This is a genomic window from Streptomyces sp. NBC_00510, from assembly GCA_036013505.1.
Taxonomy (GTDB): Bacteria; Actinomycetota; Actinomycetes; order Streptomycetales; family Streptomycetaceae; genus Actinacidiphila.
Window position 1 is genome coordinate 6,830,820 of the sequence record CP107851.1, and the last position, 14,985, is coordinate 6,845,804.

The 14,985-nt window shown below is 70.9% G+C and carries 12 protein-coding genes; 7 read left to right on the forward strand and 5 right to left on the reverse strand.

Annotated elements, in window-relative coordinates; all coding sequences use genetic code 11:
• The first annotated feature begins 45 nt into the window (after positions 1-45).
• Complete coding sequence (locus tag OG937_30810) at positions 46-3,186, forward strand: efflux RND transporter permease subunit (GenBank protein WUD75770.1); 3,141 nt, start codon at positions 46-48, stop codon at positions 3,184-3,186.
• Between the two features lie 66 nt (positions 3,187-3,252).
• Here OG937_30810 and OG937_30815 read toward each other — a convergent pair whose 3' ends face one another.
• On the reverse strand, positions 3,253-4,137 hold the full coding sequence (locus OG937_30815; GenBank protein ID WUD75771.1) for a GNAT family N-acetyltransferase: 885 nt from the start codon (positions 4,135-4,137) through the stop codon (positions 3,253-3,255).
• Positions 4,138-4,152: 15 nt separating this feature from the next.
• Positions 4,153-5,328 (reverse strand): quinolinate synthase NadA, encoded by a 1,176-nt coding sequence (gene nadA, locus OG937_30820; GenBank protein ID WUD75772.1) that lies wholly within the window; start codon positions 5,326-5,328, stop codon positions 4,153-4,155.
• Between the two features lie 242 nt (positions 5,329-5,570).
• Here nadA and OG937_30825 point away from each other — a divergent pair, with 242 nt between their 5' ends.
• Entirely contained in the window at positions 5,571-5,924 is a 354-nt protein-coding gene (locus OG937_30825; GenBank protein WUD75773.1) for an iron-sulfur cluster assembly accessory protein, read from the forward strand.
• Between the two features lie 80 nt (positions 5,925-6,004).
• Here the strand turns inward: OG937_30825 and OG937_30830 are convergent, their stop codons facing one another.
• Both OG937_30830 and OG937_30835 read right to left on the reverse strand, forming a co-directional pair.
• Positions 6,005-7,357 (reverse strand): hypothetical protein, encoded by a 1,353-nt coding sequence (locus OG937_30830; protein WUD75774.1) that lies wholly within the window; start codon positions 7,355-7,357, stop codon positions 6,005-6,007.
• Positions 7,358-7,459: 102 nt separating this feature from the next.
• The gene (locus OG937_30835; GenBank protein ID WUD75775.1) at positions 7,460-7,663 is read right to left on the reverse strand and encodes a hypothetical protein; all 204 of its coding nucleotides are present in this window, start codon (positions 7,661-7,663) and stop codon (positions 7,460-7,462) included.
• Between the two features lie 137 nt (positions 7,664-7,800).
• On the opposite strand from OG937_30835, the gene OG937_30840 reads away from it, so the two are divergent.
• Entirely contained in the window at positions 7,801-8,775 is a 975-nt protein-coding gene (locus tag OG937_30840; GenBank protein ID WUD75776.1) for a carbohydrate kinase family protein, read from the forward strand.
• A 46-nt stretch (positions 8,776-8,821) separates the two neighbouring features.
• Here OG937_30840 and OG937_30845 read toward each other — a convergent pair whose 3' ends face one another.
• On the reverse strand, positions 8,822-10,231 hold the full coding sequence (locus tag OG937_30845; protein ID WUD75777.1) for a cysteine desulfurase/sulfurtransferase TusA family protein: 1,410 nt from the start codon (positions 10,229-10,231) through the stop codon (positions 8,822-8,824).
• A 268-nt stretch (positions 10,232-10,499) separates the two neighbouring features.
• On the opposite strand from OG937_30845, the gene coxB reads away from it, so the two are divergent.
• From coxB to OG937_30865, 4 genes are all read left to right on the forward strand, one after another.
• Complete coding sequence (coxB, locus tag OG937_30850; GenBank protein ID WUD75778.1) at positions 10,500-11,465, forward strand: cytochrome c oxidase subunit II; 966 nt, start codon at positions 10,500-10,502, stop codon at positions 11,463-11,465.
• Positions 11,462-13,204: a cytochrome c oxidase subunit I gene (ctaD, locus tag OG937_30855; GenBank protein ID WUD75779.1), complete on the forward strand. Its 1,743-nt coding sequence runs from the start codon at positions 11,462-11,464 to the stop codon at positions 13,202-13,204. The genes coxB and ctaD overlap by 4 nt, the downstream gene beginning before the upstream one ends.
• The gene (locus OG937_30860) at positions 13,201-13,599 is read left to right on the forward strand and encodes a cytochrome c oxidase subunit 4 (GenBank protein ID WUD75780.1); all 399 of its coding nucleotides are present in this window, start codon (positions 13,201-13,203) and stop codon (positions 13,597-13,599) included. Before ctaD ends, OG937_30860 begins: the two co-directional genes overlap by 4 nt.
• A gap of 120 nt (positions 13,600-13,719) precedes the next feature.
• Positions 13,720-14,985: an Ig-like domain-containing protein gene (locus OG937_30865; GenBank protein ID WUD75781.1), complete on the forward strand. Its 1,266-nt coding sequence runs from the start codon at positions 13,720-13,722 to the stop codon at positions 14,983-14,985.

A 14,985-nucleotide genomic window follows, 5' to 3' on the forward strand; every position in this document is an offset into this window, starting at 1 on the left:
GAGAACACCCGAGCACTCTGAGCACAGAGAAGAGACCGCACCACGATGTCCTGGCTGTCCCGGTTCAGCCTCGCCCAGCGCAGTCTGGTCGCGCTGATGGCGGTGGTCGCCATCGGCTTCGGCGCCATCGCGATACCGTCCCTCAAGCAGCAGTTGCTGCCCTCCATCGACCTGCCCATGGTGTCGGTGATCACGACCTACCCGGGCGCGTCCCCCGACGTCGTCGAGAAGCAGGTCGTCGAGCCGATCGAAGCCGGCGTCAAGGGCGTCGACGGCATCACGGGCATCACGTCCACGGCCAGCGAGGGCGCTGCCGTGATCATGGCCCAGTTCGACTACGGCAACGACAGCGACAAGCTGGTGGCCAACGTCCAGCAGGCGGTGAACCGGGTCTCCTCGCGGCTGCCGGAGGACGCCGACCCGCAGGTCATCGCCGGCTCGACGGACGACATCCCGACCGTCGTCCTCGCCGCCACCTCCACCGGCCTGGACCAGCAGGCACTCGCCGACGCGCTCGACCGCTCGGTCGTCCCGGTCCTGCAGGACATCGACGGCGTCGGCCAGGTGACCGTCACCGGCGTCCAGGACCAGATCGTCACCGTCACCCCCGACGACAAGAAGCTCGCCGCCCGCAAGCTCGGCGCCACCGCCCTCGTGCAGGCGCTGCAGGCCGGCGGCCACCCCGTCCCGGCCGGCTCCTTCGACGACAGCGGCAAGAGCCGCACCGTCCAGGTCGGCGGCGAGTACGCCTCGGTGCGGCAGATCGAGGACCTGCGGATCCCCGCCGCCCCCAAGCCCGTGCGCCTCGGCGACGTCGCCACCGTCGCGGAGCGCCCGGACGCCGCCGCCTCCATCACCCGGACCGACGGCGAGCCGAGCCTCGGCGTCGCCGTCACCATGGACCAGGACGGCAGCGCCGTCGCGATCTCCTCGGCCGTCAAGGACAAGCTGGCCGACCTCGAGCGCGACCTCGGCAAGGGCGCCAAGCTCACCGTCGTCAGCGACCAGGGCCCCGCGGTCTCCAAGTCCATCGACGGACTGACCACCGAGGGCCTGCTCGGTCTGCTCTTCGCGGTCGTGATCATCCTGGTCTTCCTGGCGTCGCTGCGTTCGACGCTGGTGACCGCGGTCTCCATCCCGCTCTCCGTCGTGCTGACGCTGATCGTGCTGTGGACCCGCGACCTGTCGCTCAACATGCTCACCCTGGGCGCGCTGACCATCGCCATCGGCCGCGTCGTCGACGACTCGATCGTGGTGCTGGAGAACATCAAGCGGCACCTCGCCTACGGTGAGGAGAAGCAGTCCGCGATCATCGCTGCCGTGCGCGAGGTGGCCGGCGCGGTCACCGCCTCCACGCTCACCACGGTCGCCGTCTTCGTGCCGATCGGCCTGGTCGGCGGCATGGTGGGCGCCCTGTTCGGCTCGTTCTCGCTGACCGTCGCCGCCGCGCTGCTGGCCTCGCTGCTGGTGTCGCTGACGGTCGTCCCGGTGCTCTCGTTCTGGTTCCTCAAGCCCCCGGCCGACGCCGGCACCGTGGACCCGGACGAGATCCGCCGCAGGGCCGAGGAGGAGGAGGCCCGCAGCCTGCTGCAGCGGCTCTACGTGCCCGTGCTGCGCTTCGCCACCCGGCGCCGCCTCACCAGCATCGCGATCGCGGTCGCGGTCCTGCTGGGCACCTTCGGGCTCGCCCCGATGCTCAAGACCAACTTCTTCGACCAGGGCGACCAGGACACCCTGACCGTCAAGCAGGAGCTCCCGCCGGGCACCAGCCTGGCGGCCTCCGACGCGGCGGCCCGCAAGGTCGAGAAGCTCCTCGAGGGCATCGACCAGGTCCAGGACTACCAGGTCACCGTCGGTTCCTCCGGCTTCCTGGCGGCCTTCGGCGGCGGCACCGGCGCCAACCAGGCCAGCTTCCAGGTGAAGCTGAAGAACGCCGACGACAGCGCCGGCGTCCTCGACGAGATCCGCGCCGGCCTGAAGACGCTCGACGGCGTCGGTACGACCTCGGTCTCCGGCGGCGGCGGCTTCGGCAGCCAGAACCTGTCGGTCGTGGTCAAGGCCGCGGACGCCGACACCCTGGCCAAGGCCAGCGCCGAGGTCCGCGACGCCGTCGCCGGGCTGGACGACGTCACCGACGTCACCAGCGACCTCGCGCAGAGCGTGCCCCGCATCGAGGTCCACGCCAAGCAGGCCGAGGCCGCCAAGTACGGCCTCAACGACGCCACCATCGGCGCCGCCGTCACCCAGGCCGTGCGCGGTACGACCGTCGGCACCGCGGTGCTCGACGACACCGAGCGCGACGTTCGGGTGGTCTCCGAGCAGAAGGCCGGGACGGTCGCCGAACTGAAGGCCCTCACCATCCCCACCCCCGTGGGACCGGTGAAGCTCGGCAAGGTCGCCGAGGTCGTCGAGGCCCCCGGCCCGGTGCAGAAGACCCGGATCGACGGCGCCCGCGCCGCGACGATCACGGCGACGCCGGCCGGCGACAACACCGGCGCGGTGAGCACCGCCCTGCAGTCGAAGATCAAGTCGCTCGACCTGCCCAAGGGCGCCACCGCCGAGATCGGCGGTGTCTCCTCGGACCAGGACGACGCCTTCGTGGGGCTCGGGCTCGCGATGCTCGCCGCGATCGCCATCGTCTTCATGCTGCTGGTCGGTACCTTCCGCAGCCTGATCCAGCCGCTGGTGCTGCTGGTGTCCATCCCGTTCGCGGCCACCGGCGCGATCGGCCTGCTGCTGATCACCGGCACCCCGATGGGCGTCCCGGCGCTGATCGGCATGCTGATGCTCATCGGCATCGTCGTGACCAACGCGATCGTGCTGATGGACCTCATCAACCAGTACCGCGCCCAGGGGTACGGCGTCGTGGAGGCCGTCATCGAGGGTGGCCGGCACCGTCTGCGGCCGATCCTGATGACCGCGCTGGCGACCATCTTCGCCCTGCTCCCGATGGCCCTCGGGGTGACCGGCGAGGGCGGCTTCATCGCCCAGCCGCTCGCCGTGGTCGTCATCGGCGGTCTGCTCACCTCGACGCTGCTGACCCTGCTGCTCGTCCCGACCCTCTACACGATGGTCGAGATCCGCAAGGAGCGCCGTGCCAAGCGCAAGGCGCTGAAGCGGGCGGCCGGGGCCGCAGGCCCGGGCGAGGAGGAGACGCAGAAGAAGTCGGAGCTGGCCAAGGTCTGAGACCCGGCGCAGTACGACCGGCGGCAGGGCCCGGGGCGTTCGTGAACGCCCCGGGCCCTGCCCCGTCTACAGGAAGAACCCGGACGGGATGTACGGCTCGGGCGGACGCATCCCGCGCAGGCAGACCCAGCCTGACGTGCTCAGCTCCAGCCCGGCCGTCAGGCCCACGTCCACCGCCCACTGCTGCTCGGCCGTCAGGTTGGGGACCCGCGCGGTGGTGCCCTCGGGCAGGCTCAGCAGCGCGGCGGTGAGCAGCCGGGACGCCAGCCGCCGCGAGGTCGCGGCCAGCAGTCGTACGTGTCCGTCCCGGTCGACGTAGCAGTAGCCGCTCCCGGCGAGGTCGTCCACGACCAACAGGGGGCACTCGGTGAGCAGTTGGTCGTGGTCGGGGCCGTGGGCGCCGCCCCGGGTGCGCCGGTCCACGGAGTCCATCAGGTCGCGGTGCTTGGCCGAGCCCTCGTGCACCGCCCCGTCCGGCGCGGGCAGGTCGCCCTTGCGGACGGCGCCTTCCAGGCGCATCGCCGGGTGCAGCGCGAAGCCCGCCCGGCGGTAGGTCGCCGCCGCCCGCGGGTCGGGGGAGCTGCAGATGATGCCGCGCAGGCAGCCGCGCCCGTACGCCATGGCGGCGGCGAGCAGTTCGCGTCCGACCCCCTGCCGCTGCGCGGAGGGCAGCACGGCGAACAGGGAGAGCCCCCACGTCCCCTCGCGGCGCGTCGACATGACGACCCCGAGAGGCATGCCGGAGGTGTCGTCCACGGCCAGCCAGCAGCCACCGGGGTCGGTACGCGCGACGTACCGGTTGCGCCGTCGCAGCAGAGCGGCCCGCCCGGGAGGCATCTCCTCGGGCGGGCCGCCGCCGGGCAGGGCGTCGGAGGCGCCGAACGCGGCGGCGGCCACGACCGCTGTCGCGTCGGCGTCCTCGTCGGTGTCGTGCAACGGGCGCAGGATCATGCGCCCATCCTGCCCCTACGGCAGGGCGAGCATCCGTTCCAGCGCCAGCTTCGCGAAGTGCTCGGTCTCCCGGTCGACTTGGATGCGGTTGACGACCTTGCCGTCGGCCAGCGACTCCAGCGTCCACACCAGGTGCGGCAGGTCGATCCGGTTCATGGTCGAGCAGAAGCAGACGGTCTTGTCGAGGAAGACGATCTGCTTGTCCGGGTGCGCCTTGGCCAGCCGGCGCACCAGGTTGAGCTCGGTGCCGATCGCCCAGGACGAACCGGCCGGAGCCGCCTCCAGGGCCTTGATGATGTACTCGGTCGAGCCGACCTGGTCGGCCGCGGTGACGACCTCGTGCTTGCACTCGGGGTGCACCAGGACGTTGACGCCGGGGATGCGGGCGCGCACGTCCTCCACCGAGTCCAGCGAGAAGCGGCCGTGCACCGAGCAGTGGCCGCGCCACAGGATCATCTTGGCGTCGCGCAGCTGCTCCGCGGTGACCCCGCCGTTCGGCTTGTGCGGGTTGTAGAGGACGCAGTCCTCCAGCGAGAAGCCCATCTCCCGGACCGCGGTGTTGCGGCCGAGGTGCTGGTCGGGGAGGAAGAGCACCTTCTCGCCCTGCTGGAACGCCCACTCCAGGGCGCGCTTGGCGTTGCTGGAGGTGCAGATGGTGCCGCCGTGACGGCCGGTGAAGGACTTGATGTCGGCGGAGGAGTTCATGTACGAGACGGGCACGGTGACGTCGGCGACGCCGGCCTCGGTGAGCACGTCCCAGCACTCGGCGACCTGCTCGGCGGTGGCCATGTCGGCCATGGAGCAGCCGGCCGCCAGGTCGGGGAGGATCACCTGCTGGGCGTCGGAGGTCAGGATGTCCGCGGACTCGGCCATGAAGTGCACACCGCAGAAGACGATGTACTCCGCCTCGGGGCGCGCGGCGGCGTCACGGGCCAGCTTGAAGGAGTCGCCGGTGACGTCGGCGAACTGGATGACCTCGTCGCGCTGGTAGTGGTGGCCCAGGACGAAGACCTTCTCGCCGAGCTTCGCCTTGGCGGCGCGGGCGCGCTCCACCAGATCCGGGTCCGAGGGGGCGGGCAGGTCGCCGGGACAGTCGACGCCGCGCTCGCTGCGCGGGTCGGACTCGCGGCCCAGGAGGAGTAGGGCGAGCGGGGTCGGCTGGACGTCCAGCGGTTCGGATGTGGTGGTCACGGGCCCGAAGCCCTTTCTCTGCGGAACTGCGGTTCAAACCTTTTCGTCTATTTGACACTATCTATCATAACCCGTTCGCGTCAGAATGACGATGGCCCTCGCGTCAATGTGACGCATTACCCGTACAGGGCCCGGTGTGCGAGCATGGATGGCGCCAAGACGAATGGGACCCGGAGGAATGAATCCGGGAAGCCACCGGTTCACCGTTGTGGCAGCATCCGTACAACCCGGGAGTGGATCAGATGACGGTTCAGGACGAGACCAGCCAGAGCGAGGGCATCATCCTGTCCGACGCGGCGGCCTCCAAGGTCAAGAGCCTGCTCGAGCAGGAGGGCCGCGACGACCTCGCGCTGCGCGTCGCCGTCCAGCCGGGCGGTTGCTCCGGCCTGCGCTACCAGCTGTTCTTCGACGAGCGTGCGCTCGACGGCGACGTCGTGAAGGACTTCGGCGGCGTGAAGGTGGTCACCGACCGCATGAGCGCCCCGTACCTCGGCGGCGCCTCCATCGACTTCGTCGACACGATCGAGAAGCAGGGCTTCACGATCGACAACCCGAACGCCACCGGCTCCTGCGCCTGCGGCGACTCGTTCCACTGAGCCCCGCGCGAAGGCGGCGGGCACCCGGGGTGCCCGCCGCCTTCGGCATGTCCTGACGCGCCCTGCCGGGGCCCCGCCGGTTACTTCCGCGGCACGGTGCTGCCGTCGGAGAGGTCGACGACCTTGCGGTCGCCCAGCGGCGTGTCGAGCCGGACCGTGCGGGAGAACCGCTCGGCGATCATGATGCAGGCCTTCCCCGGCTCCCTCTCCACCGCGGTGACCTTGACCTTCACCACCGCGCCCGACTCGTCGGCCGAGGCCGTGTAGTCGCTGCACACCCCGCCCCAGAAGCGCAGGGTCAGCTCCGTCCCCTCGGCGCGGTACGACTCGACCTTCGCCGCCCCGGCGGCCGGCGCCGCCGTCCCCGAGGGCGCGGGCGAGGCCGTGCCGCCCCGCACGTACGCCGGGTCCACCGCCGGCTGGGCCAGCACCGAGGTGCGCGTCACGCCCTCCTGCGCCACCTCGAAGAGCCAGGACGGCACGAGTGTCTGGCGCCCGGCCACGAACTGCGCCGACAGGCCGAACTCGGCCTTCCGCACCTCCATCGGCCGGTGCGCCGTCGGCACACAGGGGAGCACCTGCGGCAGCCCCGGGTCGTCGCCGGGGGCACGGGAGGGCTTCGGCACCACGGTGGGGCAGTCGCCGATCCCCAGGTCACCGCCCGTCCCGGGGCGCTCCAGCAGCTTCAGTGCTTCCTTCGCCGACACCACCGGGTAGGTGTCACCCCTGGTCAGCGGCGCCATCATGCCGTACCCGGTGACCAGCAGCCCGTCCGAGGCGACCTGCACCGCCGACCGCCAGCCGTGCGTGGGCAGCCCCGCCACCCGCGGGTCCGCGGTGACCGTGCGCAGCACCCCCGAGACCTCGCTCGCGTCCGTCCGCGCGTCCTTCAGTCCCAGCGCCGCGAAGACCGGCGCGGCCTTGCGCAGCGCCTCCGCCGCCGGCACCGCGAGGTCGTCCCGGGCCGGGGCGCGGCCCTTGCGGGGCTTGCCGCCGTAGTACGAGTACGCCCAGGTGCCCGGCGCGTCCTTGTTCACCCGGAGCACCGGACCGCCGCCGTCCGGCGTACCGCCGGCCTTCCAGACGCCGTGGTCGGACTTCACCGTGCCGGGTACGCCCAGGGCCTGGGCGAGCCGCTCCACGGCGGCACGCGACACGGTGCCCGGCCGCTGCACGGCAGCGGAGGAGGGGCCGTCGGGCAGATCGCCCCGGACGGTGAGCTCGGCTCCCGTGCCGCCGGTGGCGCCGTCCAGTTCGAGCGGCTCCGGGGCGTCGTTCCCGCTGCCGCCCGAGGCGCGCGGGACACCGCCCTCGGCACTCGACGAGGCCCAGTAGGCGCCACCGCCCCCGGCGGCGAGTACGGCCACGGCCACCGTCGACATCACCCACGGCGACCTGTGCCGGCGGCGCGTTCGCGTCGGCTCGCTCTCCACGATGGCTCCTTCGGCTCCGCACAGCTGCGTACAGCTGCTGACGTCCCGGTCCTTCAACCGGGGGACGCCACTTGGACGGGCCGGAGCGCCTCGCGGTTCCGATCAGTCGGCGTACTCGGCCATGCCCTCGACGACGTGCGACGACGCGGCCGGCACCGTGATCCCGTGCAGACTCGCCGGGCTGACCCGCGCGGACTCGTCCTCCGCGGGGACCTCCCAGTGCGCGGCCATCTTGCGGCAGTCGCCGATCAGCTCGGCGAGCGACTCGGGGTCGCCGAGGGGCGCGGGGGGAAGAGGAGTGGTCATGCATACGACCCTAGGCACGTGGCGTCACGGGAGAAAGCCCTACTATCGGGTAGTTTCACCATGTCGGCGTCCACCGGCCCAGCCGGTAGCGTGGACAGGTCCCGTCCGCCGCCCGCCTCCGCAGGAGCGTTCCAGCCGTGCGTATCGCAGTCACCGGCTCCATCGCCACCGACCACCTGATGACCTTCCCCGGCCGATTCGCCGACCAGCTCGTCGCCGACCAGCTGCACACGGTCTCCCTCTCGTTCCTGGTCGACACGCTCGACGTACGCCGCGGTGGCGTCGGTGCGAACATCTGCTTCGGCATGGGCCAGCTGGGTGTCCGGCCCGTCCTCGTCGGCGCCGCCGGCTCCGACTTCGACGAGTACCGCGCCTGGCTCGACCGGCACGGCGTCGACACCGCCTCCGTCCGCATCTCCGAGGTGCTGCACACGGCGCGCTTCGTCTGCACCACCGACGCCGACCACAACCAGATCGGCTCCTTCTACACCGGCGCCATGAGCGAGGCCCGCCTCATCGAGCTGCACGCGGTCGCCGCCCGCGTCGGTGGCCTCGACCTGGTGCTCATCGGCGCCGACGACCCCGAGGCGATGCTCCGCCACACCGAGGAGTGCCGCTCCCGCGACATCCCGTGGGCGGCGGACTTCTCGCAGCAGATCGCCCGCATGAACGGCGACGAGATCCGGATACTGCTGGACGGCGCGGCCTACCTCTTCTCCAACGAGTACGAGAAGGGCCTCATCGAGTCCAAGACCGGCTGGACGGACGAGGAGATCCTCGGCCGGGTCGGCACCCGCGTCACCACGCTGGGCTCGCGCGGCGTCCGCATCGAGCGGGCCGGCGAGGAGCCGATCGTCGTGGGCTGCCCGGAGGAGGACGCCAAGGTCGACCCCACCGGCGTCGGCGACGCCTTCCGCGCCGGCTTCCTCTCCGGCCTCGCCTGGGGCGTCGAGGCGGAGCGGGCGGCGCAGGTGGGCTGCATGCTGGCGACGCTGGTGATCGAGACCCTCGGCACGCAGGAGTACCAGCTGCGGCGGGCCCACTTCATGGACCGCTTCACCAAGGCCTACGGCGACGAGGCCGCCGAAGAGGTCCGCGCCCACCTGCGCTGAGGCCCACCGCGGGGTTGCGGGCAGTCGCCCGCAACCCCCGGGCCCCTCAGGAGACGCGACGCACCCAGTACGCGACGCCGCGGGGCGCGGCGTGCGCGCCGAGGTACTCCTGCTCGCGCATGTCGCACCACGCGGGGATGTCGAGCCGGGCGGCCTCGTCGTCGGAGAGCACCGACACGACGCCGCCCACCGGCACGTCCCCGATGACCTTCGCCAGTTCGATGACCGGGATCGGGCACCGCTTGCCGAGGGAGTCCACGACGAGGTCGGGCTCGCCCTCCTCCGCCGCCCCCGCTCCCCCCGCCGTCCGCACCGCCCGCGCCGCGGGCCCGGACGCCGGCGCCGGCGCGCCGAGCCGCTCCCGCACCGTCCGCACCACGCCCGGCAGCACCTCGAGGAAGCGGTCCACGTCGCCCGCCTCCGTACCCGCCGGCAGCGAGACCCGGACGTTCCCCTCGGACAGCACGCCCATCGCCTCCAGCACGTGGCTGGGCGTCAGCGTGCTGGAGGTGCACGACGACCCGGAGGAGACCGAGAAGCCCTCCCGGTCCAGTTCGTGCAGCAGCGCCTCGCCGTCCACGTAGAGGCAGGAGAAGGTCACCACGTTCGGCAGCCGCACCTCGGGGTGGCCCACCACCTCGACGTCCGGGAGGAGTTCGGGCACCGCGGTGCGGATGCGGTCGACCAGGGCGGACAGCCGTGCCGCCTCCGCGTCCGCCGCGGCGCGCACCGCCCGCAGGGAGGCCGCCGCGGCGACGATCGCGGGGAGGTTCTCGAAGCCGGGCGCGCGCCCCGACTCCCGTTCGTCCGCGGGGTGCTGGGCGGCGAAGCGGGTGCCCTTGCGGACCGCCAGCAGGCCGACGCCGGACGGTCCGCCCCACTTGTGGGCGCTCGCGGTCAGCAGCGACCAGCCACCCGCCACCGCGCCCCAGCCCAGTGACTGGGCGGCGTCCACGAGCAGCGGCACCCCCGCCGCCCGGCACAGCTCGGCGACCCGGTCGACCGGCTGCACCGTGCCGACCTCGTGGTTGGCGGACTGCAGGCAGGCCAGCGCGGTGTCCTCGCGCAGCGCGGCGCCGAAGGCGCCGGCGTCGACCAGACCCGTGCGGTCCGTACCCACCTCCGTGACGTCGGCGTCCTCCACCGCGTGCAGCACGGAGGAGTGCTCGACGGCCGAGACGACGACGTGCCGGCCGACCCGGCGTCGGCCGGCGAGCGCCCCGGCCACCCCCGCGTGCACCGCACGAGTACCCGAAGGAGTGAAAACGAGTTCGTCCGGACGGCACCCGACGGCGTCGGCGGCGGCCTCCCGGGCGGCGTCGAGGAGCAGCCGCGCGCGGCGCCCCTCGCGGTAGAGCCGGGAGGGATCGGCCCACCCCTCGTCGAGCGCGGCGAGGAGTGCCTGCCGGGCGACGGGATGCAGTGGTGCGGCGGACGCGGCGTCGAAGTAGGGCACGTCCTGCACGCTACGCCCCGGTGTCCCACGCGGCGTCTGGGGACCAGTCAAAAGCCCCCGAAACGGGGCCCTCCGCAGGTGCGCGGCGGTGCCCGACACCCCTTCGGGGGCAGCCCCGGCGCGTTGGCACCCCTCCCCGCGCGCCCCAAAATCGAGTCCAGTAGGGTTTGGTCCGCATAAACATCCACACCACTGCCCGCGCCAGGGCGACCGACCAGCACAGGCCGGGCATCCGGACGCGTGGGCGAGACTCTCGGGAAGGCGCTACGTGAGTCCCTACGGCTCCGACCGCTCGTCGCGGCGCCCGATGCGGCGGATTCTGCCGCAGGCGCTGGCCGCGGGCCTGGTCCTTGCGACCGCCACCGGTTGCACATACGAGGACTTCCCCCGCCTCGGCATGCCCAGCCCCGTCACGGAGCAGGCACCGCGGATCCTGTCGCTCTGGCAGGGTTCCTGGGCCGCCGCGCTGGCGGTCGGCGTGCTCGTATGGGGCTTGATCCTCTGGAGCATCATCTTCCACCGGCGCAGCCGCACCAAGGTGGAGATCCCGCCCCAGATCCGCTACAACATGCCGATCGAGGCGCTCTTCACCACCGTCCCGCTGGTCATCATCTCGGTGCTCTTCTACTTCACCGCCCGGGACGAGTCCAAGCTCCTGGAGACCTCCGCGCGGCCCGACCACGTCGTCAACGTGGTCGGTTTCCAGTGGAGCTGGGCCTTCAACTACGTCGAGGACGTGGACGGCAACCCGTCGACCCCGGCGGCCGGCACGGTGCCCGCGGAGCTCTCCACGATCTCGGCGAAGAAGCTCGACGCGCCGGCGGGTGCCGACGGCGTCTACGACTTCGGCACGCCCGCCTCCAAGGACCAGGACACCGGTAACCCGGGCCCGACCCTGTGGCTCCCCAAGGGCGAGTCGGTCCGGTTCGTCCTCACCTCGCGTGACGTCATCCACTCCTTCTGGGTGGTTCCCTTCCTGATGAAGATGGACGTCATCCCCGGACACACCAACGTCTTCCAGGTGACCCCCAACAAGGAGGGCACCTTCGTGGGCAAGTGCGCCGAGCTGTGCGGTGTGGACCACTCCCGGATGCTCTTCAACGTCAAGGTCGTCTCCCCGGAGGCTTACAAGCAGCACCTCCAGGACCTGGCGAAGAAGGGCCAGACCGGTTACGTCCCGGCAGGCATTGCCACCACCGGCAACGCCAAGAACGCGGAGACCAAGACCCAGTGAGCATTCTCAACGAACCCCACGGTGCGGCCGCCGCGCACGACGACGCGTACGCGGACGAGATGCCGGTCCGTACGAAGCAGCCGGGCAACGTCATCGTCAAGTGGCTGACCACCACCGACCACAAGACGATCGGCACGCTCTACCTGGCGACGTCGTTCTTCTTCTTCCTCATCGGTGGCGTGATGGCGCTCGTCATGCGCGCCGAACTCGCCCGCCCGGGCACCCAGGTGGTGTCCAACGAGCAGTTCAACCAGCTCTTCACGATGCACGGCACCGTGATGCTGCTGATGTTCGCGACCCCGCTCTTCGCCGGCTTCGCGAACTGGATCATGCCGCTGCAGATCGGCGCCCCCGACGTCGCGTTCCCGCGGCTGAACATGTTCGCCTACTGGCTCTACCTGTTCGGCTCGCTGATCGCGGTCGCCGGCTTCCTCACCCCGAACGGCGCCGCCGACTTCGGCTGGTTCGCCTACTCCCCGCTGACCGACGCGGTCCGCTCGCCGGGCATCGGCAGCGACCTGTGGATCATGGGTCTGGCGTTCTCCGGCTTCGGCACGATCCTCGGCTCGGTCAACTTCATCACCACGATCATCTGCATGCGCGCCCCCGGCATGACGATGTTCCGGATGCCGATCTTCGTCTGGAACGTGCTGCTCACCGGTGTGCTGGTGCTCTTCGCTTTCCCGGTGCTGGCCGCCGCGCTGCTGGCCCTGGAGGCCGACCGGAAGTTCGGTGCGCACGTGTTCGACGCCGCCAACGGCGGCGCCTTGCTGTGGCAACACCTCTTCTGGTTCTTCGGGCACCCAGAGGTGTACATCATCGCGCTGCCGTTCTTCGGCATCATCAGTGAGGTCATCCCGGTCTTCTCCCGGAAGCCGATGTTCGGCTACGTCAGCCTCATCGCGGCGACGATCTCGATCGCCGGCCTCTCGGCGACGGTGTGGGCCCACCACATGTACGTCACCGGTGGAGTGCTGCTGCCGTTCTTCTCCTTCATGACCTTCCTGATCGCGGTACCGACCGGTGTGAAGTTCTTCAACTGGATCGGCACCATGTGGAAGGGCTCACTGAGCTTCGAGACACCCATGCTCTGGGCCATCGGCTTCCTGATCACCTTCACCTTCGGTGGTCTGACCGGTGTCATCCTGGCCTCGCCGCCACTGGACTTCCACGTCTCCGACTCGTACTTCGTGGTGGCGCACTTCCACTACGTCGTCTTCGGCACGGTCGTCTTCGCGATGTTCTCCGGCTTCCACTTCTGGTGGCCGAAGTTCACCGGCAAGATGCTCGACGAGCGCCTGGGCAAGATCACCTTCTGGACGCTGTTCATCGGCTTCCACGGCACCTTCCTCGTCCAGCACTGGCTGGGTGCCGAGGGCATGCCCCGCCGCTACGCGGACTACCTGGCCGCCGACGGCTTCACCACGCTGAACACCATCTCGACGATCAGCTCCTTCCTGCTGGGCCTGTCGGTCCTGCCGTTCGTCTACAACGTGTGGAAGACGGCGAAGTACGGCAAGCCGGTCGAGGTGGACGACCCGTGGGGCTACGGCCGCTCGCTGGAGTGGGCGACCTCCTGCCCGCCGCCGCGGCACAACTTCCTCACGCTGCCCCGCATCCGGTCCGAATCCCCGGCCTTCGACCTCCACCACCCGGAGATGGCCGCTCTGGACCAGCTGGAGAACGTCGGCGCGGCTCCGGCCGTCTCCGGCGGCGATGAGAAGGAGAGCGGCAAGTGAAGTTCCAGGGCAAGCTGTTCCTGTGGCTGTCCGTCTTCTTCCTGGGCATGGCCGTCGTCTACGGCCTGTGGTCCAAGGAGCCGGTCGGCACCACGGCGCTCTTCCTCTCCTTCGGCCTCGCCGTGATGGTCGGTTTCTACCTGGCCTTCACCGCCCGGCGCGCCGACACCGGCGCCCAGGACCGTGAGGATGCGGACGTCGCGGACGACTCCGGCGAACTGGGCTTCTTCAGCCCGCACAGCTGGCAGCCGCTGCTGCTGGCCTTCGGTGGAGCCACCGCCTTCCTGGGCATCATCTTCGGCTGGTGGCTGATCTACTTCGGCGCGCCCTTCATCCTCGTCGGCCTGTGGGGCTGGGTCTTCGAGTACTACCGGGGTGAGAACCGCACCCAGTGAGCGCCCGGCGCCCACGCACCGCACGGCGATGGCCCGGACCCCGATGGGGGGGTCCGGGCCATCGCCCGTTCGTACGCGCTCGGCGAGCGCCGGAGATCATCTCTGCTTAGCGTGGTGACCATGGGTCACTTTTCTCCGCGCCGCATGGCGACCGCGATCGCTGCAGTGACACTCTCCGCGCCGCTGGCCTCCTGTTCGGGCGGCGGCGATCCCCTCGCCACCGCCCCCTACGACGCCGCCGGCCAGGTCGTGTGGACCGGGGGAATCACCGGGTCGAAGAAGGCCGACCCCAAGAAGCCGCTGGAAATCACCGTCAAGGGTGAAGGCAACCGCATCACCGACGTGACGGCCACCGACGGTTCGGGACGCTACGTGAGCGGCCGCCTGTCCGCGGACGGCAAGCGCTGGCGCAGCACCTCGAAGCTCTCCTCCGCGGCGCACTACGTCGTCCAGGTGACCACCGAGGACGCGAAGGGCCACCAGGGACGCAAGACGCTCGCCGTGGACACCACGGGCACCAAGCGCCATCTGAAGGTCACCTTCGGCCCGGAGAGCGGCACCTACGGCGTCGGGCAGCCCATCACCGCCGAGCTCAGCTCCCCCGTGAAGGACGCCCTCGGCCGGAGCGTCGTCGAGCGCAACCTGCACGTCAACGCCTCCCCGGCGGCCGACGAGGGCGCCTGGTACTGGGTCGACGACAAGACCCTGCACTACCGCCCCCGTACCTACTGGCCCGCGCACGCCCGCATCGACGTGCGCAGCACCCTGGACAACGTGCACATCAAGGGCTCGCTCTACGGGGGTGACGTCAAGCCGCTGACGCTGCGCACCGGCGACCGCATCGAGGCCGTCACCGACGCCGCGACGCACTCCATGACCTTCAAGCGCAACGGCAAGCTCGTCCGCACCATCCCGGTGACCACCGGCAAGCCGGGGTTCTCCACCCGCAACGGCATCAAGGTGGTGCTGGGTCAGGAGGCCAACGTACGGATGCGCAGCGAGACCGTGGGGATCGCCTCGGGCAGTTCCGACTCCTACGACCTGCCCGTCCAGTGGGCCACCCGAGTGACCTGGAGCGGTGAGTACGTGCACGCGGCGCCCTGGTCGGTGGGCTCGCAGGGGATCGCCAACGTCAGCCACGGCTGCGTCGGCATGAGCACCGAGAACGCCCACTGGTTCTTCGACAACGTGCGGCGCGGCGACCTCGTCTCGGTCGTCCACAGCCTGGGTGAGGACATGCCCGCCTTCAGCAACGGCTTCGGCGACTGGAACCTGTCCTGGAGCGAGTGGCGCAAGGGCAGTGCGACGGGAACGCGCAAGGGCGCCGACCCGGCCGTCGCCGACCGTACCGACGCCCCTGAGGCCCGTCTTCAGCCCGAGATGTGA